The following is a 25574-nucleotide window of genomic DNA, read 5'->3' as shown; positions in this document are numbered from 1 at the left end:
CCCGGGCGAAGGTGGGCTTGTGTACTAGGCCACACACCGCGTTAACAGCACATGAATAAGAAGTCGAGGGCCGGCCGTCCCCCCGGGCCCATCCGTTCGACCCCCGATCACTAGAAGCACTAGAAGAGAGCCACCATGGACTTCCTTCGCCCCGCCAGCTGGGAGGAGGCGCTCGCCGCCAAGGCCGAGCACCCCACGGCCGTGCCCATTGCGGGTGGCACCGACATCATGGTCGAGATCAATTTCGACCACCGGCGCCCCGAGTACCTCCTGGACCTGAACCGTATCGAGCTGCTGCGCGAGTGGGAGGTCGGCGAGGAGAACGTCCGCCTCGGCGCGTCCGTTCCGTACACCCAGATCATGGAGAACCTGCGCACCGAGCTTCCCGGCCTGGCGCTCGCCTCGCACACGGTCGCCTCCCCGCAGATCCGCAACCGCGGCGGCGTCGGGGGCAACCTCGGCACCGCGTCGCCCGCCGGTGACGCCCACCCGGCCCTGCTCGCAGCGGGTGCCGAGGTCGAGGTGGAGTCGGTCCGCGGCAGCCGGTTCATCCCGATCGACGAGTTCTACACGGGCGTGAAGCGCAACGCGCTCCAGCCCGACGAGCTCATCAAGACCGTCCACGTCAAGAAGGCGGACGGCCCCCAGCAGTACTCCAAGGTCGGCACCCGCAACGCGATGGTCATCGCGGTCTGCGCGTTCGGCCTGGCCCTGCACCCGGAGACCCGGACGGTGCGCACCGGCATCGGTTCGGCCGCGCCGACCCCGATCCGCGCCAAGGAGGCCGAGGCCTTCCTGAACGCGGCTCTGGAGGAGGGCGGTTTCTGGGACAACGGCAAGATCATCACCCCGTCGATCGCGAAGCAGTTCGCCGACCTCTGCTCGGGTGCCGCCAACCCGATCGACGATGTCCGAGGCACCGCCAAGTACCGCCGTCACGCCGTCGGCATCATGGCCCGCCGCCAGCTCGGCTGGACCTGGGAGCAGTACCGCGGAAGCGGCCGCACGCTTGAGGGAGCTGCATAACCATGCGCGTCAATTTCACGGTCAACGGCCGTCCCCAGGAAGCCGACGACGTCTGGGAGGGCGAGTCCCTCCTCTACGTCCTGCGTGAGCGGATGGGCCTGCCCGGCTCCAAGAACGCCTGCGAGCAGGGCGAGTGCGGTTCCTGCACGGTCCGCCTCGACGGCGTGCCGGTCTGTTCCTGCCTCGTCGCCGCCGGTCAGGTCGAGGGCCGCGAGGTCGTCACCGTCGAGGGCCTCGCCGAATTCGCCAAGGACCGTGCGGAGCACGCCGGTTGCGCCGCGGGCACCTGTGGCACCTCGCTCGACGCCGCCAAGCGGTGGGAGGCGAAGCCCGGTCAGGACTCGCAGACCGGCGAGGGTGTCGAACTCTCCCCGATCCAGCAGGCGTTCATCGACGCGGGCGCCGTCCAGTGCGGCTTCTGCACCCCGGGCCTGCTGGTCGCTGCCGACGAGATGCTGGAGCGCAACCCGTCCCCGACGGACGCGGACATCCGCGAGGCGCTCTCCGGCAACCTCTGCCGCTGCACCGGTTACGAGAAGATCCTCGACGCGGTCCGCCTCGCGGCCGCTCGCCAGGAGCGTCAGGGAGAGGCGGTCTGATCATGGCTGGCACCACCACGGGTATCCCCCGCGACGTCACCCAGAACCACGTCAAGGGCGGCATCGGCGAGTCCACCCTCCGCCCGGACGGAACCCTCAAGGTCACCGGCGAGTTCGCCTACTCCTCGGACATGTGGCACGAGGACATGCTGTGGGGCCAGATCCTGCGCTCCACCGTCGCGCACGCCGAGATCGTGTCCATCGACACCACCGAGGCCCTCCTGATGGACGGCGTCTACGCCGTCCTGACGCACGAGGACCTGCCGGCCGCGAAGAACTACGGCATGGAGTTCCAGGACACCCCGGTCCTCGCCTACGGCAAGGTCCGTCACCACGGTGAGCCGGTCGCCCTCGTGGCCGCCGACCACCCGGAGACCGCCCGCCGCGCCGCCGCGAAGATCAAGATCGAGTACCGGGAACTCCCGGTCATCACGGACGAGGCCTCGGCCACCGCTCCGGACGCGATCCTGGTCCACGAGAACCGCGACGACCACCACTCCGGTCACGTCCCGCACCCCAACATCGTGCACCGCCAGCCGATCATCCGCGGCAACGCGACCGAGGCCGCCAAGCGGGCCGACGTCATCGTCACGGGCGAGTACACCTTCGGCATGCAGGACCAGGCCTTCCTCGGCCCGGAGTCCGGCCTCGCCGTACCGGCCGAGGACGGCGGCGTCGACCTGTACGTCGCCACCCAGTGGCTGCACTCGGACCTCAAGCAGATCGCGCCCTGCCTCGGCCTGCCCGAGGAGAAGGTCCGCATGACGATGGCGGGCGTCGGCGGCGCGTTCGGCGGTCGCGAGGACATCTCGATGCAGATCCTCGCCTCGATCCTCGCGCTCCGCACCGGCAAGCCGGTCAAGATGGTCTACAACCGGTACGAGTCCTTCTTCGGGCACGTCCACCGGCACCCGGCGAAGCTCTGGTACGAGCACGGCGCCACCAAGGACGGCAAGCTCACGCACATGAAGTGCAAGATCGTGCTCGACGGCGGCGCCTACGCGTCGTCCACGGCATCGGTCGTCGGCAACGCCTCGTCCCTCTCGGTCGGCCCGTACGTCATCGAGGACGTCGAGATCGAGGCGATCGGCCTCTACACGAACAACCCGCCCTGCGGCGCGATGCGCGGCTTCGGCGCGGTCCAGGCCTGCTTCGCCTACGAGGCCCAGATGGACAAGCTCGCGGCGAAGCTGGGCATGGACCCGGTGGAGCTGCGCCAGCTCAACGCCATGGAGCAGGGCACGATCATGCCGACCGGCCAGGTCGTGGACTCGCCGGCCCCGGTCGCCGAGCTCCTCCGCCTGGTCAAGGCCCGCCCGCTGCCGCCGGAGCGCCAGTGGGAGACGGCCGGCGAGGGCGCGGACGTCCGCGCGCTGCCGGGCGGCCTGTCCAACACCTCGCACGGCGAGGGCGTCGTGCGGGGCGTCGGCTACGCGGTCGGCATCAAGAACGTCGGCTTCTCCGAGGGCTTCGACGACTACTCGACCGCCAAGATCCGCATGGAGGTCATCAACGGCGAGGCCGTCGCCACGGTCCACACCGCCATGGCGGAGGTCGGCCAGGGTGGCGTCACCATCCACGCGCAGATCGCCCGTACCGAGCTCGGTGTCCAGCAGGTCACCATCCACCCCGCGGACACGCAGGTGGGCTCGGCCGGTTCGACCTCCGCGGGCCGCCAGACGTACATGACCGGCGGCGCCATCAAGAACTCCTGCGGGATCGTCCGCGAGAAGGTCCTGGAGATCGGCCGGCGCAAGTTCGGCTCGTACCACCCGGCGTGGGCCAACGCCGAACTCCTCCTGGAGGCCGGCAAGGTCGTCACCGACGGCGGCGACGTCCTCGCCACCATCGCGGACGTCCTGGAGGGCCAGGCCGTGGAGGTCGAGGAGGAGTGGCGGCACCGCCCCACGCAGGCCTTCGACCTCGTCACCGGCCAGGGCGACGGCCACGTCCAGTACGCCTTCGCCGCGCACCGCGCGGTGGTGGAGGTCGACACCGAGCTCGGCCTGGTCAAGGTCATCGAACTGGCCTGCGCCCAGGACGTCGGCAAGGCGCTCAACCCGCTCTCCGTGATCGGCCAGATCCAGGGTGGCACCACCCAGGGCCTGGGCGTCGCGGTGATGGAGGAGATCATCGTCGACCCGAAGACCGCGAAGGTCAGGAACCCCTCCTTCACGGACTACCTGATCCCGACCATCCTCGACACGCCGACCATCCCGGTCGACTACCTCGAGCTGGCCGACCCCAACGCGCCGTACGGCGTCCGGGGCATCGGAGAGGCCCCGACCCTGTCGTCCACCCCGGCCGTCCTCGCGGCGATCCGGGCGGCGACGGGCCTGGAGCTCAACAAGACGCCGGTCCGCCCCGAGGCGCTCACTGGCACCCTGTAGGACTCTCCGGGCGGTGCGTGCCTCCCAGGAACGTCACACCTTCCCCGCCCGCACCGCCCGGAGTACTTCCCCCCCCCGCAGTACCCGCAGTACCAGCACCGCCGCAGTACCCCCGTAGTACCCCGCAGTACCGATTCACTTCGTTCGTCTCGGGCCGTCCCCCGGGTCGTGCAGCCCACGCAGCATCCCAAATCCCGCAGCTTCAACCAGATCAGAATCCTTCGAAGTCTGATGCGGGTGCCCCTTTGAACCTTGGGAGTAGGCCCCATGACCCAGTCGTCTGTGGAGCCCAAGACCGCATCGGAGGACGCGGGCTCCGGCTCCAACGTCCCCGCCGGCCGCTCTTGGCTCGACCGGTACTTTCACATCTCGGAGAGAGGATCCACCGTCGCGACGGAGATCCGCGGCGGCGTCACCACCTTCATGGCGATGGCGTACATTCTCCTGCTCAACCCGATCCTCCTCGGAGGCCCGGACGTCGAGAAGAACGTCCTCGGCTCCTCCGCCGTCATCACGGCGACCGCGCTCGCGGCGGCGGTGACCACCCTGCTGATGGGCTTCATCGGCAAGGTGCCGCTCGTCCTCGCGGCCGGTCTCAGCGTCTCCGGTGTGCTCGCCACCCAGGTCGTGCCCCAGATGACCTGGCCGCAGGCCATGGCCATGTGCGTCGTCTACGGTCTGGTGATCTGCCTCCTGGTGGTCACCGGTCTCCGCGAGATGATCATGAACGCGATCCCCCTCGCGCTCAAGCACGGCATCACCATCGGCATCGGCCTCTTCATCGCGCTGATCGGCTTCAACAAGGCCGGCTTCGTCGGCGCGGGCCCGCAGTTCGGCCCCCCGATCACCATGGGATCCGGCGGTGAACTCGTCGGCTGGCCCGTGCTGATCTTCGCCGTCACCCTGCTCGCGATCTTCGCGCTCCAGGCCCGGAAGATCCCGGGCGCGATCCTCATCGGCATCGTCGCCGGCACGATCATCTCGCTGATCGTCAACGCGGTCGCCGACATCCCGGCCAAGGGCCCGGGCGCCTGGGCCAACGGCGCTCCCGAGCTCAAGGGCAGCGCGGTCTCCACCCCGGACTTCTCGCTCTTCGGCGACGTCGACTTCGGCGGCTGGGGCGACGTCGGCTACATCACCGTCGGCGTGATCGTCTTCACCCTGGTGCTCGCCGGCTTCTTCGACGCGATGGCCACCATCATCGGCGTCGGCACCGAGGCCAACCTGGCCGACGACAAGGGCCGCATGCCCGGCCTCTCCAAGGCGCTGTTCATCGACGGCGCGGGCGGCGCGATCGGCGGCGTCTCCGGCGCCTCCGGCCAGACCGTGTTCGTGGAGTCCGCCACCGGCGTCGGCGAAGGCGCCCGTACCGGCTTCTCCTCCGTCATCACCGGCCTGTTCTTCGCGGCCTGTCTCTTCTTCACGCCGCTCACCCAGATCGTGCCCCGCGAGGTCGGCTCCGCCGCCCTGGTCGTCATCGGCGCGATGATGATGATGAACGCCAAGCACGTGAACTGGGGCGACAGCTCCGTCGCCATCCCGGTCTTCCTGACCGTCGTGCTGATGCCGTTCACCTACAGCATCACCCCCGGTGTCGCCGCCGGCGTCATCGCCTACACCGTCATCAAGGTGGCGCAGGGCAAGGCCCGCGAGGTCGGCGCGTTCATGTGGTGCCTGACCGCGATCTTCATCGTGTTCTTCGCCCTTCACCCGATCGAGAGCTGGCTGGGCGTCAGCTGACGTCGTACCGTCGCCCTCCGCACACACCCAAGGAGACCGAAATGCTGGACATCGCCGAAGAGCTGCACCGGTGGGTCGAGCAGGGACGCACGTTCGCCGTCGCCACCGTCGTGGCGGTCGGCGGCAGCGCGCCCCGGCAGCCCGGAGCCGCCCTCGCCGTCGACAGCGAGGGCACGGCGATCGGCTCGGTCTCCGGCGGGTGTGTGGAGGGCGCGGTCTACGAGCTGTGTCAGCAGGCCATCGAGGACGGCCGGACCGTCGTCGAGCAGTTCGGCTACAGCGACGAGGACGCCTTCGCGGTCGGCCTGACCTGCGGCGGCATCATCGACATCCTCGTCACCCCGGTCCGCGGCGGGGTCTTCCCCGACGCGCTCGCGGCCGCCGCCACGGGGGAGGCGGCGGCCCTCGCCCGGATCGTCGGCGGGCCGGACGAGCTGCGGGGCACCGCACTCCTCGTCCGCCCCGACGGCTCGTACGAGGGAAGGCTCGGGGGCCACCCCGAGCTGGACCGCACCGCGGCGGGCGAGGCCCGCGCGATGCTCGACGCGGGCCGCACCGGCACCGTGGAGATCGGCGAGGACGGCAGCCGCTGCGGACAGCCGCTGACCCTCCTGGTCGAGTCCTCCGTCCCCGCCCCCCGCATGATCGTCTTCGGTGCCATCGACTTCGCCGCCGCCCTCGTACGGGTCGGCAAGTTCCTCGGCTACCACGTCACCGTCTGCGACGCGCGGCCCGTCTTCGCGACGCCGGCCCGCTTCCCCGAGGCCGACGAGATCGTCGTCGAGTGGCCCCACCGCTACCTGGAGTCCACGGAGGTCGACGGCCGCACCGTGCTGTGCGTCCTCACCCACGACGCCAAGTTCGACGTGCCCCTGATCAAGGCCGCCCTGAAGCTTCCCGTCGCGTACATCGGCGCGATGGGCTCCCGCCGCACCCACGAGGACCGCAACAAGCGCCTGCGTGAGGTCGGCGTCACCGAGCTCGAACTCGCCAGGCTGCGCTCCCCGATAGGCCTCGACCTCGGCGCGCGTACGCCGGAGGAGACCGCCCTGTCCATCGGCGCCGAGATCGTCGCCAACCGGCGCGGCGGCACTGGCGCCTCGCTCACCGGCGCGCACACCCCGATCCACCACGACGGCCCCCGGGAGCCCGACGGCCGCATAGGGTCCGTCGCCTAGGGAGCGAGTGGCGCGCTCAGTGCGCCTCGCGCCCCCGTACGGTCGACGCCCAGGCGGGCTCCTCCTCGGGCGCCTCCGCCTCGGCCCGCCGCCCGCCCCGGGCGAAGAAGTCGGCGAGCGGCAGGATCGCCGCGCCGACCGTCACCGCGTCGGGGCCGAGCGTGCCCATCGCGATGTCGACCCGGGCCGCCGGATACGCGAGCGCGTACTCCCGCGCGTAGCCCTTCACCGTCTCCAGGAAGCGGGCGCCGAGCTGGAGGCCCGCCCAGCCGCCGACGAGGATGCGCTCGGGCTGGAAGAGGTTGATCAGATCGCCGAAGCCGGCGCCCAGGTACTCGGCGGTCTCCTCCAGGACGGCGAGCGCCGTCGCGTCGGGCGTCCGCCCCGCGTCCGCGGGGTACGCGGCGGCCAGCATCGCCGTCAGCGCGGTCTCCTCGTCCGCGCCGGCCGGTGCCGCCCCGCCCGCCTCGCGCCACCGCTCCAGGAGCGCCTCCGCGCCCGCGTACGCCTCCAGGCAGCCCCGGGAGCCGCAGCGGCAGCGGCGCCCCCGGACGCGCACCGTCAGATGACCCCATTCGAGCGCCCGGCCGGGACCCATCGGGTCCGTGACGACACAGGCGCCGACGCCGGAGCCGAAGAGCACGACCACGGCACTGCGCGCGCCCCGGCCGGCCCCGAACCACATCTCGGCCTGGCCGAGCGTCTTGGCGCCGTTGTCGATCCGGTACGGGACGGAGGCCGGCAGCTCCACGGCCTCGCGCAGGAGCCGCTCCAGCGGGACGGCGTCCCAGCCGATGGTCTGGCCGTGCACGACGGCGCCGTCCTCGGCGGTACGGGCCACGATGCCGGGCACGCCGACGCCGACGCCGAGGAGCCGCTCGGCGGGGACGTCCGCCGTCCGCAGCACCTCCGCGATGCCGTCGCGGACGAGGCCGACGACGAGCCCGACCTCGTACCGGTCGTGCGGGTCGGCGGTGTCGACCGCCAACGGGCGCTCCGCGCGGGCGAGTTCGGTGAGCGTGAGGTCGAACAGCTCGACCCGGACCCGGGTCTCGCCGACGTCGACGCCGATCATGCAGCCGCTGCCGGGGGTGACCCGCAGCAGGGTGCGGGGCCGTCCGCCGGCCGAGTCGACGCTGCCGGCCTCCTCGACGAGGCCCTCCGCGACGAGTTCGCCGACCACGTTGCTGACCGAGCCCGAGCTCAGTCCGGTCGCGGGCCCCAGCGAGAAACGGCTCATCGGCCCGTCGAAGTACAGGCGGTGGAGGACGGCGGTGCGGTTCTCGCGTCGCAGGTCACGTACCGTGCGGCCGTTCCGCGTGGTCACTGGGCCCCCAGGTGAAGTAGTCCTGACCGAAACATACCGCTGTCGGGACTCCGGGGGCGATTTCTCTTGAGGTTTAACGCATGGGCTGAATTAAGTGGCGCGGGGCTATGGGGCGCCCAGCAGCGTCCGGAGGTGGGCGCAGGCCTCCGCCTCCGTCTCGTGCGTGGCGACGGGCTCGTGGACCCCGCGCTCGTACACCCCGGTCTCCCACGCCGCCGTGCCGCCACCGGCCCCGCCCGGCCGCGTCCGCAGATAGACGAAGTCGGGCGGGGTGGGCGCCGGTTCGTGGACGCCCTCGATCCAGTAGTACGCCGCGGGCACCCCGGCCTCCCGGAGTGCCCGTTCCAGCGCGCGGCGGTCGGTCACGCGGGGACGCGCACCAGATAGCCGTTGTCGAGCAGCCACTTGACGCTGAGGCGCTGCCCCTCGCCCGGGTTCAGGAAGGCCGGGTCCAGCTTGATCTGACGGCCGCCGCCGGGCTGCTCGAACCAGGGCGCGATGGAGCCCTCCCAGACCACGAACGACCGCGTCACCTCGTACAGGTGGTAGTCGCAGGGGAAGGCGGCGTCCCGGGTGTTGAGGTTCTGCGGGGGCAGCGCGCGCTTGGCGTAGTCGTCGCCGGCCGGGGCCAGGTAGGAGCCGAACTCCGAGCCGAAGCGGTCGAGGCGCTCGCCCTCCACCAGCAGCTCGGGCGCCTTGTCGACGGTGCCGTTGACCTCGCCGAAGCCGTCGTTCGGCGGGTACTTCCAGCTGCCGGTGTCGGCCGGGCCCTCCCAGTACTTCTTGAGGAAGTCGGCGGAGGAGAGCTTCCCGGTCCGGTGGTAGCGGTTGAGCAGCGGGCCCACCGGCTCCTGCCACTTCTTCGGCAGGAACTTCGGGCCCAGCCGCTTGTCGCCCTGGAACTCCCCGGTGCAGGGCTCCGGGGGAGCGGCGAGGGAGGTCGCCCCGGGCTGCTGCGCCGCGGGCGTCCCGGTCGGTGCGGCCTGCGCCGCGGGGGCCGCGGCGAGGGCGGCGGTCACGCCCATGGCGGCGAGGACGGCTCGGATCCTGAAGGCGGTACGGCTGCGCTCCACGCGGAGGTCTCCCTGGGGACGGAGTGGTCGGTTGCGCCGCACACAGTAATGGATCACCTGCGCAGAGTGATCGAACGTGGGCGTGAACCGGCCATGTCCGTGCGCCGGTGGGGGGTGGACCTTGCGGAGGCCGGTCGGGCCGTGCGGAGACCTTTCAGACCTTGCGGAGGCCGCTGAGGAGCAGCTCGGCCAGCTGCTCGTACGCCTCGGCATCGGCAAGGCCGGTCGCCGCGGCCACCTGGCGCCGCTGGATGCGGACCATCACCGAGGAGATGACGTCCGCCGCGAAGGTCACGTGCACCTCGCGGAAGACGCCCGCGCGCACGCCCTCCTCGATGAGCTGCTGGACCCGGCCGGCCGCCGCGCGCGTGTTGCGCTCGTACACCTCGGCCGCCGGCTCGAAGGCGGCGACGTCGTCGAAGAACTGCGGCGAGACCGGCGCCAGCTCGGCCGAGACGGCGCGCAGATAGGCGGCCAGCCGCTCGGCGGGGTCGGTCGCGGCGGCGAGGACCGCCTCGACCCGGGCCGTGGCACGGCGGAAGAAGTGCACGACGGCCGCCCGGACGAGCTGCTCCTTGCTGCCGGAGAGGCCGTACAGGGTGCGCTTCGAGCAGTGCAGGCGGGCGGCGAGGTCGTCGAGCGTCAGGCGGGCGAAGCCCTCGCCGACGAGCAGGGCGACGAGCTCCTCGAAGAGGGCGGAGCGGCGCGCCGCCCCGCGGCCCGTCAGTTTCGGGGCGTCGGGGGAGGAGGTCTCGATCACCCGGCCAGTATTCCAGGCCACTCTTCGGGCGGGCCTTGAGCCCCGGTGAGGGGTGAGGGCCCGCCCCGCCGGTCAGGGGTTACACCGGTGCCGTCCTGCCGCTACGCTAAGCGGTACTGCAGTACCTGCCCCAGTACCACTTTGCGCGCCGCTGGAGTCGCCATGGATGTCGACCGCCTGCTTCCCACCCCCGAAGCGGCGGACCTCATCGCCCTCACCCGGGAGATCGCCGACAAGGAGCTCTCTCCGCGGGTGAACGAGCACGAGGCCGCCGAGACCTATCCCGAAGGTCTCTTCACCACCCTCGGCGAGGCCGGGCTCCTCGGCCTCGCCTACCCCGAGGAGTACGGCGGCGGAGGCCAGCCGTACGAGGTCTACCTCCAGGTCCTGGAGGAGCTCGCCGCGCGCTGGGCGGCCGTCGCCGTCGCCACCAGCGTCCACACGCTGGCCTGCCACCCCGTCCACACCTTCGGCACGGCGGAGCAGAAGGAGAGCTGGCTGCCCGCGATGCTGGAAGGCCGGGCCATCGGCGGCTACAGCCTCTCCGAACCGCAGGCCGGCTCGGACGCGGCCGCCCTGTCCTGCAAGGCCGAGCTCGAGGACGACGGCAGCGCCTATCGCGTGACCGGCACCAAGGCCTGGATCACCCACGGCGGCAAGGCCGACTTCTACGCCCTCTTCGCCCGGACCGCCCCCGGCGGCCGCGGCATCTCCTGCTTCCTCGCCCCGGGCGCCACCGAAGGCCTGAGCTTCGGCCTGCCCGAGCGGAAGATGGGCCTCCAGGCGATCCCGACCACCTCCGCCTACTGGGACGGCGCCGTCCTCGACGTCGACCGGCGCATCGGGGACGAGGGCCAGGGCCTCCAGATCGCCTTCAGTGCCCTCGACAGCGGCCGCCTCGGCATCGCCGCCTGCGCGACGGGCCTCGCCCAGGCCGCGCTGGACGCCGCCGTCGACTACGCCAACGAGCGCAGCACCTTCGGCCGGCGGATCGTCGACCACCAGGGCCTCGGCTTCCTCCTCGCCGACATGGCCGCCTCGGTCGACGCGGCCCGCGCGACCTACCTGGACGCGGCCCGCCGCCGCGACCTCGGCCGCCCCTTCAGCCGCCAGGCCAGCGCGGCCAAGCTCATCGCCACCGACACGGCCATGAAGGTCACCACGGACGCCGTCCAGGTCCTCGGCGGCTACGGCTACACCCGCGACTTCCCGGTGGAGCGCTTCATGCGCGAGGCGAAGATCATGCAGATCTTCGAGGGGACGAACCAGATCCAGCGGCTGGTCATCAGCCGGGGCCTGGCGCGGCCCGAGTAGGGGACAAACGACGCGCGCTGCCGGTTGTCACTCCACCGTCGTGGCCGTCACCGTCGCGGCCTGGTGCAGGTCGATCAGCGTTCGCAGAGCGGGCGGCAGCCAGTTCGACGGGGTCTCGGTGTCGCCGGCGCCGATGCTCCGGAGGACCTCCGTGGGCGACGGGCGGCCCGCGGGATCGTGGTCGAGGCAGGCGGTCGCGACGGAGGCGAGATCCGAGGGCAGGAACCGCAGCGCGCCGGCCAGGGGCGTGCCCTCGGCGTATCGCGCCGCGCCACCGGCGTGGCACAGCACCATGCCGAAGGCGTACATGTCCACGGCGGCGGTCAGCGGGGCGCCGGTCAGCTGCTCGGGGGCGAGGAACCCGCGTGTGCCGACGACCACGTCGGCACTCGTCAGCGCGGTCGCCTCCGCGCCGCGCGCGATGCCGAAGTCGATCACGCGGGGGCCGGCGGACGAGACGAGGATGTTGCCGGGCTTGAGGTCCCGGTGGACGATGCCGCACGCGTGGATGGCTTCGAGGGCCTCGGCGACGCCGAGGGCCAGGGCGCGCAGGGTGAGCGCGGACAGCGGTCCGTGTATCTCCAGTACCTCGTGGAGGGACGGGCCGGGAATGTACTCCGTGACGAGCCACGGCCTGGTGTCCTCGGGCCCCGCGTCGACGACCGGCGCGGTGTGGAAGCCGCTGACCCTGCGGGCGGCGTCGACCTCTCGGGCGAACCGGCGCCGGAAGGACGGATCGTTGACGAGCTCCTCGCGCACCACCTTCACGGCGACCTGCCGGGCACCGGGAGACAGGCCGAGGTAGACCGTGCCCATGCCGCCCTCGCCCAGCCGGGCCGTCAACCGGTACCGGCCGACCTGCCGGGGGTCGTCCCCGCGCAACGGCTCGTGGGTGAACGGGACCGCGAGGGGCGCGTGCGGACGCAGCGCGGAACGCGCCTGCGCCGGGAGCGGCGGCGCGTCGTCGGCCTCGGCCTGCCGGTGGATCCTCGCCACCTCGACCTCGGCCTCCGCCCTCAGGATCGCAGACTGCTTCTCGGTCTCGGCGGCGAGGATCTTGGAGTGCCGTCGCGGCGCGCTTGTCGCGCTCGGCGCGCATCTGCTTCTCCATCGAGTCCTGGATGGAGGTCGGCGGCTCGATCGCCTTGAGCTCGACGCGGTTGACGAGGATGCCCCACTTGCCGGTCGCCGATTCGAGGACGCCGAGCAGCGTCGCGTTGATGTCCACGCGGGAGGCGAGGGTCCGCTCCAAGTCCATGCCGCCGACGACGGCCCGCAGGGTCGTGACCGTGAGCTGCTCGATCGCCTGGATGTAGCTGGCGACCTCGTAGGTCGCGGCCCGGGCGTCGGTCACCCGGTAGTAGATGACCGAGTCGATGTTGACGACGAGGTTGTCCAGGGTGGTCACCGGCTGCGGCGGGAACGGGACGACCTGCTCGCGCAGATCGACCCGAGCCCGGATCCGGTCGAACGGCGGGAACACGATGTTGAGTCCGGGACGCAGCAGGCGACGGTGACGTCCGTGGCGCTCGACGACGGCCACCGTCGCCTCCGGGACGATCCGTACGGCCCAGGCGAGTTCCGCCAGGACGAGCACTCCCGCCACCAGCCCCAACAGCGTTATGACGTTCAACGGTCCACTCCCCCTCGGCCTTGCGCGTCAGCCGGCACAGTCTCACAGAACTGGCCTGTAGGACACAGGAGTTAGGGGAGGAACGGGTCGGCGGGCAGGGCTCCGGTCTACTTGCCGAGGCTGGCGACGCCGGCCTGGGCGAACTTCTCGTCGAGGTCGCCGGAGGGGGCGCCGGCGACGCCGATGCCGGCGATGGGGGCGCCCTTGGCGGTGACGGGGGCGCCGCCGCCGAGGAAGAGGGTGCCGGGGATGTCCTTGAGGGTGGGCGCGTTGGTGAGGCGCTTGGCGAGCTCGGAGGTGGGGGCGTTCCAGGAGACGGCCGTGTACGCCTTCTTCTGGGCGGCCTCGTCGATGGTGTTGCCGTTGCGGTCGACGACGGCGACGGAGACGCGCTGGTTCTCCTTCTCGGCGGCGTCGAGGGTCGCCTGGGCGGCCTTCGTCGCGGCCKCGATCGTCAGGTGCGTCGAGCGTGTCGTGTTCTTGTTCTTCGCGTCGGCCTTGGCGGCGGCCGCGGCCGGCGCCGCCGTCGTGTCCTCGTCGGTGGCGCTGGCGGAGTAGGCACCGAAGCCGCCGAGCGCGATGGCCGCGGCGAGCGCGCCGCCGGTCACGACACGGGTGCGCGAGGAGGCCTTCTTCACGTGCTTCATGGGGTCTGCTCCAGTGAACTCGGGGTATTGCGCGGGCCGTCGGGTGGACGGCCCCCGCTCTCCCTTCCATCCTGGGGTCGTTCCGCACGCCGACCCGTCGGCGGCCCGGCTGCACCCGCGGGGCGCAACGGTGGACCCCGGGGTCAGCCGATCGGATGACCCCGCACCGTCTCGTCGTCCTCCATGGCCAGTTCGGCGAAGGCCTCGGCCGCCGCGCTCCGGTAGCCGCCGGAGCGGCGCAGGAGGGCGACGCCGCGGGACGGGAGCGCGGGGGAGAGCGGAACGGGCGTCAGATACGGGTGGTCCCGCGTGACGGCGTCGGGGAGGACCGTGGCCAGGTCCGTACGCCGGACGATCTCGGTGAGCGCGCTGACGGAGTTGGCCTCCACCGCGATCCGGGGCCGGACCCGGTGCTCTGCCACGTACGCGTCGACGTGTCGCCGGGTCGCGAAGTCGCCGCTCAGCAGGGCCAAATGATGGGGCATCAGGTCGGCGATGGGCAGCGGCTCGGTGCGGCCGGCGTACGGGTGGGCGGGGCCGACGACGAGTCCGAGGGTCTCCGTGAACAGCTCAGCGGCCTCGATGCCCGGCAGGTGGACGCCGTCGAAGGCGATGCCGAGATCCAGGCGGTCGGCGAGGAGTTCGGCCTCGACGCGGTCCTGCGGCAGCTCCCGCACCTCCACCGTGATGCCGGGGTTGCGCGTGTGGAACGCGGCGACGAGCGGGCCCGTGAGGTAGGCCGTGAAGGTGGGGGTGACCGCGAGCCGCAGCTGGCCGCGCGAGAGGTCCCGTACGTCGAGCACCGCCCGCTCACCCGCCGCCAGGTCCCGGAGCGCACCCCGGGCGTACCGCGCGTAGGCCTCCCCGGCGTCCGTGAGGCGCACGGTCCGGCCGGTGCGGTCCAGGAGCTGGGCCCCGAGGGCCTTCTCCAGCTGCTTGATCTGCTGCGACAGCGTGGGCTGGGCGATGCGGAGCTCCTCGGCGGCACGGGTGAAATTGGCGTGCTCGGCGACGGCGAGGAGATAGCGGAGGTGGCGGAGTTCCGGCTGCATGAGACGACTCTAGACCAGGTATAGATCTCATCTATGGCAGAGATCGATGACCGGTCTTGGACGCTATAGCTCCTGGTCGTGCAGGGTGAAGGCATGCCTCATCTCGCCGAGGGAATCGACCGCTTCCAGCGGGAGGTCTTCCCTGCCAAGGCCGGGCTCTTCGCCCGCCTGGCCACCGTCCACCGCCCCCGAACCCTCTTCATCGGCTGCTCCGACGCCCGCGTCGTCCCCGAGCTGATCACCCAGACCGACCCGGGTGAGCTCTTCGTCATCCGCACCGCGGGCAATCTCGTCCCCGCCCACACCCCGGGCGGCGACGCGGTCTCCGCCGGCGTCGAGTACGCCGTCGCGGTCCTCGGCGTGCGGGACGTCATCGTCTGCGGGCACTCCGCCTGCGGCGCGATGACCGCGCTCGCCGAGGGCCACGACCTCGGCTCCGCGCCCGCCGTCGCCGGCTGGCTGCGGCACGCGGACGCCTCCCTGGCCCGCACCGCCGCGACCGGACGCGAGGGGGACGTGGCCGCCCTGGTGCGCGAGAACGTCGCCGCCCAGCTGGCGAACCTCGCCACCCACCCCTCGGTCGCCCGCGCGCTGGCCGAGGGAGACGTACGGCTGCACGGCTGGGTCTTCGACATCGCGGCGGGCTCCGTCGAGGAGCTCGACACCGTCGCCCGCCCCGCCGTCGTCGCAGCCTGACCCCCGAAAACCCCCCACAGCCCGATCCGCAATCCATCACAGACCTATCCGCAACCCCCCACAGGAAAGAAGGAGTGCCTCTCATGGTGCACGCCCAGTTCGACCCCACCGCCCGCCGCGAGCTCGCCATCGCCGCCGTCGAGGCCAAGACCGTCAAGGACCTGACCTGGCAGCAGATCGCGGACGCCGCCGGCTTCTCCGTCGCCTTCACCACCGCCGCCGTGCTCGGCCAGCACGCCCTGCCGGAGCCCGCCGCGCGGGCGGTCGCCGATCTCCTCGGCCTCGACGAGGACGCGGTCCGGCTGCTGCGCACGATCCCCACCCGGGGATCGATCGACGGCGGCATCCCGACCGACCCGACGATCTACCGCTTCTACGAGATGCTCCAGGTGTACGGAACCACCCTCAAGGCCCTCGTCCACGAGGAGTTCGGCGACGGCATCATCTCCGCGATCAACTTCAAGCTCGACGTCAAGAAGGTCGCCGACCCCGAGGGCGGTGAGCGCGCCGTCATCACGCTCGACGGCAAGTACCTCCCGACCAAGCCCTTCTGACGGATGCTCAGGGCGAGGGGGAAGGAGCCCTCGCACCCAGCAGGGCCAGGGAGTTCGCCCACAGGACGTCGAAGCGCCCCACGTCGTCGTACAGCTTGGCGAAGAGGACCTGGCCCTCCAGCTGGGCCACGAGGGCGCGCGCGGCCCCGTGGGCGTCGGCGACGGTGACCTCGCCGCGCCCGCGGGCCTCGGCGACGGTCTCCGCCACCAGGGCGACCTGCTCGTCGAAGATCTCCCGCAGGCGCTCGCGCACGGTCGCCGTGCCGGTGCTCATCTCCAGGGCCAGGTTCCCGAGGAGGCAGCCCGTGACGGTGCCGCATCTCCGCTGCCCGGCACGCAGCTCGTCCGCGGTGGAGTCGTAGAGCCTCCGCAGCCCCTGGAGCGGCGGGACGTCCCGGTCCAGGGCGCGGGTCCACTCGGCGCGCTGCGCGGTCCAGTGCTCGTCGATGACCGCGAGGGCCAGCTCCTCCTTGGAGGCGAAGAAGTAGTAGAAGCTGCCCTTCGGGACCCCGGCCGCCTTGCAGATCTCCGCCACACCCAGGGCGGAGTAGCCGCGCGGCAGCATCAGCGTCTTCGCGGCGGTCAGGATGCGCTCCCGCGCGTCACTCGTTCGCCCCATGGCGGAAGTGTACGACCGGTCGACTACCGCCCGGGGATGTCCCGCTTCCGCTTCCGGGGGCGCTGCCTGCGGTTCTATGGTGGGCGGCGCAAGATCGCGCGGACCGCGCGATCTCTTCGCGGGCACGCGCCCGATCCGGCGGCCAACCCGGCGGCAGGGTCCCACCCGCACGACACGAACGAGGAGTTCCATGGACATCGCCGGCTCCGCCGCTCTCGTCACCGGCGCCGCCTCCGGCCTCGGCGCCGCCACGGCCGCCGCGCTCGCCGCCCGTGGCGCCACCGTCTACGGCCTCGACCTGGACAAGGCCGTCGCGGCCGCCGGGCCGCTGCCCGACGGCGTCCGCCTGCTCGCCGCCGACGTCACCGACGAGGACCAGGTGCGCGAGGCCCTGGCCGCGATCGACGCCGACGGCACAGAGCTCCGGCTCGCCGTGAACTGCGCGGGCATCGCCCCCTCCGCCCGCATCCTGGGCCGCAAGGGCCCGCACGACCTCGACCTGTTCCGTACGGTCCTCAACGTCAACCTGCTCGGCACGTTCAACGTGATGCGGCTCSCCSCCGAGGCCATCGCCCGGCACGAGCCCGACGAGCACGGGCAGCGCGGCCTCGTCGTGAACACCGCCTCGATCGCCGCCTTCGAGGGCCAGGTCGGCCAGATCGCCTATGCCGCCTCCAAGGCGGGCGTCGCGGGCATGACCGTCACCGCCGCCCGCGACCTGGCGCAGTACGGCATCCGGGTCGTCACCGTCGCCCCCGGCATCGTCGACACCCCGATGATGGCCGGCTTCGGCGAGGAGGTCAGGGCGGGTCTCGCGGCGAGCGTCACCTTCCCGCAGCGCCTCGCGCGCCCGGAGGAGTACGCCCGGCTCGTCACGATGATCGTCGAGCACGACTACCTCAACGGGGAGACCATCCGGATGGACGGCGCCCTGCGCATGGCCCCGCGCTGAGCCTGCGTACCCTCGATGCAGCACTCGGTGCCGGATTTTCCCGGCACCAAGTGCCGCATCGGCCGGTCCGAGTGTTAGGTTCGGGCCATGGGAACAGCCTCGACGAACACCCCGAAGCCCGCGATGCGGGACTCCCTCATCGCCGCGGCCTTCCAGCTCTTCCTCGAGCGCGGCTACGAACAGACCACCGTCGACGACATCGTCACGCTCGCGGGCGTCGGCCGCCGCTCCTTCTTCCGGTACTTCCCGTCGAAGGAGGACGTGGTCTTCCCCGACCACGAGCAGTGCCTCGCCGACATGACCCGCTTCCTCGCCGCGAGCGCCGACGCCGACGACCCGATCGTGCGCGTCTGCGACGCCGCCCGGCTCGTCATGCGGATGTACGCCGAGAACCCCACCTTCTCCGTCCAGCGCTACCGGCTCACCCGCGAGGTGACCGGGCTGCGGACGTACGAGCTCTCGGTCGTCTGGCGGTACGAGAAGACCCTCGGCGACTATCTGCGCACCCGCTGGGCCGACCGCAGGGACGGCACCCTGCGCGCCAACGTGGTCGCGGCGGCCGTCGTCGCCGCCCACAACCACGCCCTGCGCCACTGGCTGCGCTCCGGAGGCGAGGGCGACCCGCTGGCGGAGGTCGACCGCGCCCTGGAGTTCGTCCGCGCCACCTGGAGCCCGGACGCGGTCGCGGACGCGCCGGCGGAGGAGACGGAGGACGTCGTCGTGGTCATCACCAAGCGGTCCACTCCCATGTGGCGCGTGGTGCGCGAGGTGGAGTCGAGCCTCGGTGAGAGCTGAGGGGTGGTGCCGAGAACCCTCGGGGTTCTCGGTATCTCGAATTGAGGGAACTCAGGTCTTTATTTGATGGCACTCAGTGCCATATCTTTGCCCTGCACGGTCGAGCCGCCGAGTGCAAGGAGAAGGCATCGTGTTCCACACGGGACTGAGGAGCGGGACCGCCGTCCAGGTGGAGGAGTCGGCCCCCGACTCCGAGCTCTACTTCCAGCGCTGCCGCTGGTGCCACACCACGACGTTCCAGCGCCTGCTCTGTCCGACCTGCGGGTCGACGGACCTCTCGCCCGAACTGAGCGGGGGCGAGGGCGTGATCTCCGTACGGCGCGGGGTCGCCGCGGCCGACGCCGACCTCTGGCCGGTCTACATGGCGGAGGGCTTCGTGGTCCGCTGCCGCGTCGACGGGCCGCTGCACGCGGTGCGCCCGGGAGTCCGGGTCAAGCTCTCCTCGGGCGTCGGCGTGACCGGTCGCAGGCCGGTCGTGCGGCTCTGCGAGGAGGTCCCGCTCGACGGCTGGCGGGTGAGTGGCACAGAGTGCCACTCACCCGCCCCTTACCGTTGGGTGACGAGGACGGTCAGCGGGCGCCGATCTCGTCCGTCAGCTGCGGCAGTACCTCGAAGAGGTCGCCGACCACGCCGTAGTCCACGAGGTCGAAGATCGGGGCCTCGGGGTCCTTGTTGACGGCGACGATCGTCTTCGACGTCTGCATGCCGGCCCGGTGCTGGATCGCGCCGGAGATGCCCGCCGCGACGTACAGCTGCGGCGAGACCTGCTTGCCGGTCTGGCCGACCTGGTTGGAGTGCGGGTACCAGCCCGCGTCCACGGCGGCGCGCGAGGCGCCGACGGCCGCGCCGAGCGAGTCGGCCAGCTTCTCGACGACCGCGAAGCCCTCGGCCGCGCCGACGCCGCGGCCACCGGAGACCACGATCGCGGACTCGGTGAGCTCGGGGCGGCCGGTGGAGACGCGCGGGGTGCGCGCGACGACCTTCGCGGCGTTGCCGGTGAAGGTGACGGCGACGTTCTCGACCGTGCCGGCGGCCGGGGCGGCCTCCGGGGCGGCGGAGTTCGGCTTGACGGTGATGACCGGGACGCCGTGCGAGACCGTCGAGCGCACCTGGTACGAGGCGGCGAAGACGGACTGCGTGGCGACCGGGCCGTTCTCGCCGGCCTCCAGCTCCACGGCGTCGGTGATCAGACCGGAGCCGAGGCGCAGCGCGACGCGGGCGGCGATCTCCTTGCCCTCGCCGGAGGAGGTCACCAGGACGGCGGCGGCCCCCTTCTCCTTCGCGAGCTGGGTCAGCGCGTCGACCTTCGGGACGACCAGCTGGTCGGTGAACTCGGCGCCGTCCGCGACGTACACGGTGGCGGCGCCGTACTCGCCGGCCGTGGCGGCGATGGAGGCCGTGGCCTCGCCGGCGCCGAGGACGACCGCCGAGGGCTCGCCGATGCGGCGGGCCAGGGTGAGGAGTTCGAGGGCCGGCTTGCGGACCGCACCGTCGGCGTGGTCCACGAGAACCAGGATCTCAGCCATGATTCATTGCTCCTGAGTGGGTGTCTGGCTGACGGTGGGTCAGATGAACTTCTGGGTGGCGAGGAAGGCGGCGAGCTGCTTGCCGCCGTCGCCCTCGTCCGTGACGATCGTGCCCTGCGTACGGGCCGGACGCGCGGCCACCGCGTCGACGAGGGTCCAGGAGCCGGCGAGGCCCACCTCGTCGGCGTCGATGTCCAGGTCGTCCAGGTCCAGCTCCTCGACCGGCTTCTTCTTGGCGGCCATGATCCCCTTGAAGGAGGGGTAACGGGCCTCGCCGGACTGGTCGGTGACCGAGACGACGGCCGGCAGCGGGGCCTCCAGGAGCTCGGTGGCGGAGTCGCCGTCGCGGCGGCCCTTCACCAGCTCGCCCTCGACGGAGAGCTCCGACAGGAGGGTGACCTGCGGGACGTTCAGCCGCTCGGCCAGCAGGGCCGGCAGGACGCCCATGGTGCCGTCGGTCGAGGCCATGCCGCAGACGACCAGGTCGAAGCCGGTCTTCTCCAGGGCCTTGGCCAGGATCGCGGAGGTGGCGATGACGTCGGAGCCGTGGATGTCCTCGTCGTTGACGTGGACGGCCTTGTCGGCACCCATCGACAGCGCCTTGCGCAGCGCGTCCTTGGCGTCGTCCGGGCCCACGGTCACGACGGTGACCTCGGCGTCGTCGGACTCCTCGGAGATGCGCAGAGCCTGCTCGACCGCGTACTCGTCCAGCTCCGAGAGCAGGCCGTCGACGGCCTCGCGGTCGGTCGTCAGGTCGTCGGCGAAACCGCGGTCGCCGGTCGCGTCGGGGACGTACTTCACACAGACAGCGATCTTCAGGGTCACGGCCTGTCTCCTTTCGAAAAGGCTGGTGGTTACGGGAGGTTGCGGGCCATGACGATGCGCTGGACCTGGTTGGTGCCTTCGTAGATCTGCGTGATCTTGGCGTCGCGCATCATGCGCTCGACGGGGTAGTCACGGGTGTAGCCGTAGCCGCCGAGGAGCTGGACGGCGTCGATGGTGACCTCCATGGCGACGTCGGAGGCGAAGCACTTGGCCGCGGCGCCGAAGAAGGTCAGGTCGCCGTCGACGCGCTCGCTCTTCGCCGCGGCGGCGTAGGTGAGCTGGCGGGCGGCCTCGAGCTTCATGGCCATGTCGGCGAGCATGAACTGCACGCCCTGGAAGTCGGCGATCGGCTTGCCGAACTGCTTGCGCTCCTTGACGTAGCCCTTGGCGTAGTCGAGGGCGCCCTGGGCGATGCCGATGGCCTGCGCCGCGATGGTGACGCGGGTGTGGTCGAGGGTCTTCATCGCGGTGGCGAAGCCGGTGCCCTCGGCGCCGATCATGCGGTCCGCGGGGATGCGGACGTTGTCGAAGTAGACCTCGCGGGTCGGGGAGCCCTTGATGCCGAGCTTCTTCTCCGGCGCGCCGAAGGAGACGCCCTCGTCGGACTTCTCCACGACGAAGGCGCTGATGCCCTTGGAGCGCTTCTCGGGGTCGGTGACGGCCATCACCGTGTAGTACTCGGACTCGCCGGCGTTGGTGATCCACCGCTTGACGCCGTTGAGGATCCAGAAGTCGCCGTCACGGACCGCACGGGTCTTCATGCCGGCCGCGTCGGAGCCCGCGTCGGGCTCGGACAGGGCGTACGAGAACATCGCGTCGCCCTTGGCCAGCGGGCCCAGGTACTTCGCCTTCAGCTCCTCGGAGCCGGACAGGATCACGGGCAGGGAGCCCAGCTTGTTCACGGCCGGGATCAGGGAGGAGCTGCCGCACACGCGCGCGACCTCCTCGATCACGATCACGGTCGCCAGCGCGTCGGCGCCCGCGCCGCCGTACGCCTCGGGGACGTGCACGGCGTGCAGGTCGTTGGCGACCAGCGCGTCCAGCGCCTCCTGCGGGAACCGGCCCTCCTCGTCCACCGCCGCGGCGAACGGCGCGATCTTCGCCTCCGCCAGCGCACGCACCGACTCCCGGAGCATGTCGTGCTCCTCGGAGGGCCGATACAGGTCGAAGTCCTTGCCCATGATGTGGAGCTCCCCTAGACGCTTGGCCGCGTGTGGCCGTGATGAACGCTTGTGGCACTGAGTACCCTCAGCAAAACACACTCAGTGCCACGATGCCAGAGCGCCCCGACGCTGTTCCGCGTCGGGGCGCTCAGAGGACCGGTCGGTCGGTTTTATTGGCGGGGCGTGTCGGCGAGCTGGTCCTGTTCCCGGCGGAGCAGGATCGCGTCGTACTCGGCACCGAGTGTCACGGCGCGCTCCGCGGTCAGCTCGAGACTGGTCAGAAGCGCCGGCGTACAGACGCTCGGCATGTAGTGCTGGAGCAGGACCGACACCCGGTGAGCCAGGTCCTGGCGATCGCACATGACCTGGGACATCGCCTGGACTCCCGAGAAGGCGCCCGAGAACAGTGTGGCCGAGTCCGTCACGTTCACATGGACCAGGAGCTCCCCCCGCGCCTTCGCGACCGTCAGAATGTCCGACAGGTGATCGATCCATGCCTGGAACGGGGCGACCCGGTCGATGCTGGTGGCGCCGCTGTCCAGGGCCAGGGCGACGCTCGCGCGCACCACGGGGTCACGCTGCAGCCGGTGGGTGAGCAGGAAGGCCTGGTCCGCCAGCTCCTGGATCTTGATCGCCGGCGGGGTCAGCGGTACGTCGAGCATCTGGGCGTCGAGCACGCCGAGGGCGAGGTCTTCCTTGGAAGCGAAATGGAAGTACAGCGCTCCCTTGGTCACCCCGGCGCGCACCAGGATCTCCCCGATGGTCGTGCGCTCGTATCCACGCTCCGCGAAAACGGTCGCGGCCGAATTCAGGATCGCCCGTCGGGTTCTGATTGCACGCGCTTGTTGTGCCAAGGCGGCGCCTCCTGCTGTCTCGCTGTCTGTGCTCACCGTGTGACGTGACGCATTGAAAAGAAAACCGGGCTGTACGTATTCTAGGCTGGGTGGAAAATCCGCCCAGGAGCGTGGGGACGCGAGGGGGAACCATGAGTCAGAGCGATGGGGGAGCGGTGGCACACGTCCCCGGAGAGTTCGTGCACCGAGCCGATCCCGCGGACATCATCCCCACGGGCTGGACGCAGCTGCGGGAGAACCGGTTCTCCGTCTCCGCCAGCTGGCCTGCCGCGCATCCCTTCTTCTCCCCGGTGGCAGGGGACCGGCACGACCCCGTACTGGTGGCCGAGACGATACGTCAGGTCACCATGCTCGTCGCTCATGCCGAATTGGGGGTACCCGCGGACGATCAGTTCGTCATGTGGAACCTCTCCTACAGTGTCGACGCCGACGCGCTGGCGGTCGACGGCCGCGCCTCGGACGTCAGCATCGACGTCGTCGTCTCCGACGTGAAGAGCAGTGGCAACCGGCTCCGGAGCCTGCGGACCACCATGGTGCTCACCTGCGAAGGCCGCCTGCTCGGTACCGGCGGCGCCGTGACCAGCTGCACCTCCGCCCCGGCGTACCGCCGCATCCGGGGCGAGCGGATGGCCGCGCTCGGCCGACCGGTCCCGCTGATACCGGGAGTCGCCCCGCACCTGGTCGGCCGAGAGGACTCCAAGGATGTCGTCCTCGCCCCGGGCACCGGACCGGGCCAGTGGCAGCTGCGGATCAACACGGACCACGCCACCCTCTTCCGCCGCCCGAACGACCACGTACCGGGAATGCTCCTCCTGGAGGCCGCCCGGCAGGCGGCGACGATGGTGCTCGGGAGCGGCGCGTACCTCCCCAAGGTCATGGACGTCGCCTTCGCGCGCTACGCGGAACTCGACAGCCCCTGCTGGATCGAGGCCGAGATCGCGCCCACCTCCGACCCTTCGGTGACCACCGTCCGGGTCGAGGGCCGTCAGGACGACCGGTCCGTCTTCTCCTGCACGCTGACGTCCCCGTCCGTATCCCCCTCCGCATCCCCGTCCGCCTCCCCGTCCCGGGACCTGGCGGTGGCCGGAGGCAGCCTCGACAGCCGCCTGGCGGGCTGAACCGGACAAGGAAGGCCCGCGAACCATGGCCCCTCGCGTTCTGATCACCGGGGCGACCGGATTCATCGGCCGGCGCGTGGCGGCGACGGCGGCGGCACGGGCGGACCTCGGACACCTCCGGCTGCTCGTCCGATCCGCCGTGGCCGGCGTCACGGCGGGGGAGGAGCCCAAGGCGTACGGCGGTCCCCCGACCGAGACCGTCACCGGCGACCTCCGCGACCCCGACTCCCTGCGCCGGGCCTGCGAAGGGGTCGACGTACTGATCCACTGCGCGTCGGCGATCGGCGGGGACGAGGAGCTGCTCCACGCGGTCAACGACGACGGGACGCGGGCGCTGGTCGACGCGGCCGTACGCGCCGGGGTGACCCGGATCGTCGCCCTGAGCACCGCCTCCGTCCACGGTCGCGGCCCCTTCCGCGCCGCCGCCCCCGGCACCCTGCCGCTCGCGCCCGGCTCGGCGACCAGCCGCACCCGGGCGGCGGGCGAGCGGTACGTGAGCGACGCGGGCGGGGCCGTCCTGCGACCCCACCTCGTGTACGGGGCGGGTGACCGGCAGCTGATCCCCGGCCTGGTCCGGCTGCTCGCGGCCCTGCCCGGCCCGCTCGACGCCGGCGCCTCGCTGCACTCCGTGATCGACGTGGACAGCTTGGCGGGCGTGCTGCTGGGCGCGGCGCTCTCGCCGCGTACGGAGGCGGGCCCGTACTACGTCAACCATCCCGAACCGGTGCCGGTGGCGGAGCTCCTCGCGCCCTGTGAGGAGCTCCTGCTTGCGGGGACGGACCGGCCCCGGGCCGGGGCGGTGGATCTGGCCGAGGCGTACGACCTGCTCGCGGGCCACCCCTTCGGCCGCCACCACCTCGCCATGCTCGCCACCGACCACTGGTTCGCCGACGACCGCCCGTGGCGGGACCTCGGCTGTGCGCCGGGTCCGGGATTCACCGCGGGATTCCCGGCCCGCGCGTCGTGGTACCGGGATCTCCTCGCCGGCGGGTGAACCGTCGGGCCGACGCCCTCCCCGAGGGGTGGCGTCGGGTCCTCACCCCACCGGGGCGAGCGAGCGGGTGATCACGGCCGCCGTCCCCGCCGGTTCCAGGTCCGCGAGGGCCTCGGGAGCCGTGAGGGTCGGCAGCAGAGTCCGCCACAGGCCGGTGACGGTGTGGGGGGAGAGCCACTCGCCGTTGTCCTGACACAGGGTCACCAGGCCGACGGTGGCGGCGACGATCGTGCGGGCGAGGTCCTGCTGACGGCCTGTGCCGGCGGCGAGGAGGCCCTCGTCGGCCGCCTCCGCGAGCCGTTGCTGGACGCAGCTCTGCCATTCCTGGCGCAGATTGAGCTCCGTACGGCAGTCGTTCGCGCAGCTGAGCCGGAAGCCCGCCCGTACGACGATGTCCTCGCGGAACAGGCGGGCGATCGCGTGCGTGGTGTCCGTGAGGTTCTGCAGGGCGTTCGACCGGTGGCGGTAGGCGATCCGGGCGGTCCGCCGCAGGGTCGTGCAGGCCGCGTCCTCGACGGCCTCGGCGATCGCCGCCTTGTTCTCGAAGTGGAAGTGGAGCGCCCCGGGACTGACGCCGGCTCCCAGGCTGATCGCGGACAGCGTGGCCATGGCGTAGCCGTGCAGGTCGAACTCTGCGGCCGCTGACCTGATCAGCGCGTCGCGGGTCCGTGTGCCCCGCTCTTGTTTGGTCACCAACGGCTCCCGTAGCACCATGCGTCGCAGCGGCACGGGTTTGCGC

General features: G+C 71.6%; 26 protein-coding genes and 1 pseudogene. 13 read left to right on the top strand and 14 right to left on the bottom strand.

Features of this window, described 5'->3' with window-relative positions; all coding sequences use genetic code 11:
• Nucleotides 1-135 precede the first annotated feature (135 nt).
• The 5 genes from ASC82_RS16015 to ASC82_RS15995 all read left to right on the top strand — a co-directional run bounded on the left by ASC82_RS16015 (nucleotide 136) and on the right by ASC82_RS15995 (nucleotide 6933).
• Nucleotides 136-1026 (top strand): xanthine dehydrogenase family protein subunit M, encoded by an 891-nt coding sequence (locus tag ASC82_RS16015; protein WP_024760265.1) that lies wholly within the window; start codon nucleotides 136-138, stop codon nucleotides 1024-1026.
• A gap of 2 nt (nucleotides 1027-1028) precedes the next feature.
• The gene (locus ASC82_RS16010; RefSeq protein ID WP_056647792.1) at nucleotides 1029-1625 is read left to right on the top strand and encodes a (2Fe-2S)-binding protein; all 597 of its coding nucleotides are present in this window, start codon (nucleotides 1029-1031) and stop codon (nucleotides 1623-1625) included.
• A gap of 2 nt (nucleotides 1626-1627) precedes the next feature.
• Nucleotides 1628-4015 (top strand): xanthine dehydrogenase subunit D, encoded by a 2388-nt coding sequence (gene pucD, locus ASC82_RS16005; RefSeq protein WP_056647789.1) that lies wholly within the window; start codon nucleotides 1628-1630, stop codon nucleotides 4013-4015.
• A gap of 267 nt (nucleotides 4016-4282) precedes the next feature.
• The gene (locus tag ASC82_RS16000; RefSeq protein WP_056647786.1) at nucleotides 4283-5755 is read left to right on the top strand and encodes an NCS2 family permease; all 1473 of its coding nucleotides are present in this window, start codon (nucleotides 4283-4285) and stop codon (nucleotides 5753-5755) included.
• 41 nt (nucleotides 5756-5796) lie between these two features.
• A complete protein-coding gene (locus ASC82_RS15995) occupies nucleotides 5797-6933 on the top strand; it encodes an XdhC/CoxI family protein (RefSeq protein WP_056647784.1) in 1137 nt (378 codons plus the stop codon).
• 16 nt (nucleotides 6934-6949) lie between these two features.
• Here ASC82_RS15995 and ASC82_RS15990 read toward each other — a convergent pair whose 3' ends face one another.
• The 4 genes from ASC82_RS15990 to ASC82_RS15975 all read right to left on the bottom strand — a co-directional run bounded on the left by ASC82_RS15990 (nucleotide 6950) and on the right by ASC82_RS15975 (nucleotide 10093).
• Nucleotides 6950-8260: an ROK family transcriptional regulator gene (locus ASC82_RS15990; protein WP_056647780.1), complete on the bottom strand. Its 1311-nt coding sequence runs from the start codon at nucleotides 8258-8260 to the stop codon at nucleotides 6950-6952.
• Between the two features lie 105 nt (nucleotides 8261-8365).
• Nucleotides 8366-8626: a hypothetical protein gene (locus ASC82_RS15985; protein WP_056647776.1), complete on the bottom strand. Its 261-nt coding sequence runs from the start codon at nucleotides 8624-8626 to the stop codon at nucleotides 8366-8368.
• Nucleotides 8623-9285 carry a TNT domain-containing protein gene (locus ASC82_RS15980; RefSeq protein ID WP_056648616.1) on the bottom strand — a complete coding sequence of 221 codons (663 nt, stop codon included), beginning with the start codon at nucleotides 9283-9285 and terminating at the stop codon, nucleotides 8623-8625. Before ASC82_RS15980 ends, ASC82_RS15985 begins: the two co-directional genes overlap by 4 nt.
• 202 nt (nucleotides 9286-9487) lie before the next feature.
• On the bottom strand, nucleotides 9488-10093 hold the full coding sequence (locus ASC82_RS15975; RefSeq protein WP_056647773.1) for a TetR family transcriptional regulator: 606 nt from the start codon (nucleotides 10091-10093) through the stop codon (nucleotides 9488-9490).
• Between the two features lie 162 nt (nucleotides 10094-10255).
• Between ASC82_RS15975 and ASC82_RS15970 the strand changes: the two genes are divergently transcribed.
• Complete coding sequence (locus ASC82_RS15970; protein ID WP_056647771.1) at nucleotides 10256-11407, top strand: acyl-CoA dehydrogenase family protein; 1152 nt, start codon at nucleotides 10256-10258, stop codon at nucleotides 11405-11407.
• A 27-nt stretch (nucleotides 11408-11434) separates the two neighbouring features.
• On the opposite strand, the gene ASC82_RS31135 is transcribed toward ASC82_RS15970, so the two are convergent.
• From ASC82_RS31135 to cynR, 4 genes and pseudogenes are all read right to left on the bottom strand, one after another.
• Nucleotides 11435-12223, bottom strand: a complete 789-nt coding sequence (locus ASC82_RS31135) for a serine/threonine-protein kinase (protein WP_242427693.1) — start codon at nucleotides 12221-12223, stop codon at nucleotides 11435-11437.
• Nucleotides 12224-12373: 150 nt separating this feature from the next.
• Nucleotides 12374-13040: pseudogene (locus ASC82_RS31130) on the bottom strand (stomatin-like protein); the annotation flags it as partial.
• Between the two features lie 107 nt (nucleotides 13041-13147).
• The gene (locus tag ASC82_RS15960) at nucleotides 13148-13678 is read right to left on the bottom strand and encodes a heme-binding protein (protein WP_056648615.1); all 531 of its coding nucleotides are present in this window, start codon (nucleotides 13676-13678) and stop codon (nucleotides 13148-13150) included.
• A gap of 152 nt (nucleotides 13679-13830) precedes the next feature.
• On the bottom strand, nucleotides 13831-14739 hold the full coding sequence (gene cynR / locus ASC82_RS15955) for a transcriptional regulator CynR (RefSeq protein ID WP_056647768.1): 909 nt from the start codon (nucleotides 14737-14739) through the stop codon (nucleotides 13831-13833).
• Between the two features lie 93 nt (nucleotides 14740-14832).
• Between cynR and ASC82_RS15950 the strand changes: the two genes are divergently transcribed.
• Nucleotides 14833-15435, top strand: coding sequence for a carbonic anhydrase (locus ASC82_RS15950; RefSeq protein WP_056647764.1), 603 nt, complete (start codon nucleotides 14833-14835; stop codon nucleotides 15433-15435).
• Between the two features lie 83 nt (nucleotides 15436-15518).
• On the top strand, nucleotides 15519-15989 hold the full coding sequence (gene cynS, locus ASC82_RS15945; RefSeq protein ID WP_056647762.1) for a cyanase: 471 nt from the start codon (nucleotides 15519-15521) through the stop codon (nucleotides 15987-15989).
• 7 nt (nucleotides 15990-15996) lie between these two features.
• Here cynS and ASC82_RS15940 read toward each other — a convergent pair whose 3' ends face one another.
• The gene (locus tag ASC82_RS15940) at nucleotides 15997-16608 is read right to left on the bottom strand and encodes a TetR/AcrR family transcriptional regulator (protein WP_056647759.1); all 612 of its coding nucleotides are present in this window, start codon (nucleotides 16606-16608) and stop codon (nucleotides 15997-15999) included.
• A 190-nt stretch (nucleotides 16609-16798) separates the two neighbouring features.
• Here ASC82_RS15940 and ASC82_RS15935 point away from each other — a divergent pair, with 190 nt between their 5' ends.
• The 3 genes from ASC82_RS15935 (at nucleotide 16799) to ASC82_RS29530 (ending at nucleotide 19031) form a co-directional block, all read left to right on the top strand.
• Nucleotides 16799-17560, top strand: a complete 762-nt coding sequence (locus ASC82_RS15935) for an SDR family NAD(P)-dependent oxidoreductase (protein WP_056647756.1) — start codon at nucleotides 16799-16801, stop codon at nucleotides 17558-17560.
• Between the two features lie 87 nt (nucleotides 17561-17647).
• A complete protein-coding gene (locus ASC82_RS15930) occupies nucleotides 17648-18355 on the top strand; it encodes a TetR family transcriptional regulator (protein ID WP_037645538.1) in 708 nt (235 codons plus the stop codon).
• A 76-nt stretch (nucleotides 18356-18431) separates the two neighbouring features.
• The gene (locus ASC82_RS29530; protein ID WP_347336077.1) at nucleotides 18432-19031 is read left to right on the top strand and encodes a zinc ribbon domain-containing protein; all 600 of its coding nucleotides are present in this window, start codon (nucleotides 18432-18434) and stop codon (nucleotides 19029-19031) included.
• On the opposite strand, the gene ASC82_RS15925 is transcribed toward ASC82_RS29530, so the two are convergent.
• The 4 genes from ASC82_RS15925 to ASC82_RS15910 all read right to left on the bottom strand — a co-directional run bounded on the left by ASC82_RS15925 (nucleotide 18925) and on the right by ASC82_RS15910 (nucleotide 22723).
• Nucleotides 18925-19881 (bottom strand): electron transfer flavoprotein subunit alpha/FixB family protein, encoded by a 957-nt coding sequence (locus tag ASC82_RS15925; RefSeq protein ID WP_056647754.1) that lies wholly within the window; start codon nucleotides 19879-19881, stop codon nucleotides 18925-18927. The genes ASC82_RS29530 and ASC82_RS15925 overlap by 107 nt on opposite strands.
• A gap of 39 nt (nucleotides 19882-19920) precedes the next feature.
• Nucleotides 19921-20706: an electron transfer flavoprotein subunit beta/FixA family protein gene (locus tag ASC82_RS15920; RefSeq protein WP_056647750.1), complete on the bottom strand. Its 786-nt coding sequence runs from the start codon at nucleotides 20704-20706 to the stop codon at nucleotides 19921-19923.
• 29 nt (nucleotides 20707-20735) lie between these two features.
• Entirely contained in the window at nucleotides 20736-21887 is a 1152-nt protein-coding gene (locus tag ASC82_RS15915) for an acyl-CoA dehydrogenase family protein (RefSeq protein WP_106962390.1), read from the bottom strand.
• Nucleotides 21888-22039: 152 nt separating this feature from the next.
• The gene (locus ASC82_RS15910; RefSeq protein WP_056647747.1) at nucleotides 22040-22723 is read right to left on the bottom strand and encodes a ScbR family autoregulator-binding transcription factor; all 684 of its coding nucleotides are present in this window, start codon (nucleotides 22721-22723) and stop codon (nucleotides 22040-22042) included.
• Nucleotides 22724-22854: 131 nt separating this feature from the next.
• Here ASC82_RS15910 and ASC82_RS15905 point away from each other — a divergent pair, with 131 nt between their 5' ends.
• Entirely contained in the window at nucleotides 22855-23841 is a 987-nt protein-coding gene (locus tag ASC82_RS15905) for a ScbA/BarX family gamma-butyrolactone biosynthesis protein (protein WP_056647745.1), read from the top strand.
• Between the two features lie 25 nt (nucleotides 23842-23866).
• Nucleotides 23867-24835 (top strand): NAD-dependent epimerase/dehydratase family protein, encoded by a 969-nt coding sequence (locus tag ASC82_RS15900; RefSeq protein ID WP_056647743.1) that lies wholly within the window; start codon nucleotides 23867-23869, stop codon nucleotides 24833-24835.
• A 42-nt stretch (nucleotides 24836-24877) separates the two neighbouring features.
• Here the strand turns inward: ASC82_RS15900 and ASC82_RS15895 are convergent, their stop codons facing one another.
• Entirely contained in the window at nucleotides 24878-25528 is a 651-nt protein-coding gene (locus tag ASC82_RS15895; RefSeq protein ID WP_056647740.1) for a ScbR family autoregulator-binding transcription factor, read from the bottom strand.
• Between the last annotated feature and the right edge of the window lie 46 nt (nucleotides 25529-25574).

This window comes from Streptomyces sp. Root431 (assembly GCF_001426585.1).
GTDB lineage: Bacteria > Actinomycetota > Actinomycetes > Streptomycetales > Streptomycetaceae > Streptomyces > Streptomyces stackebrandtii.
The sequence above is the reverse complement of the archived record's forward strand: the minus strand, read 5'-3'. Positions and strand labels throughout refer to the sequence as shown.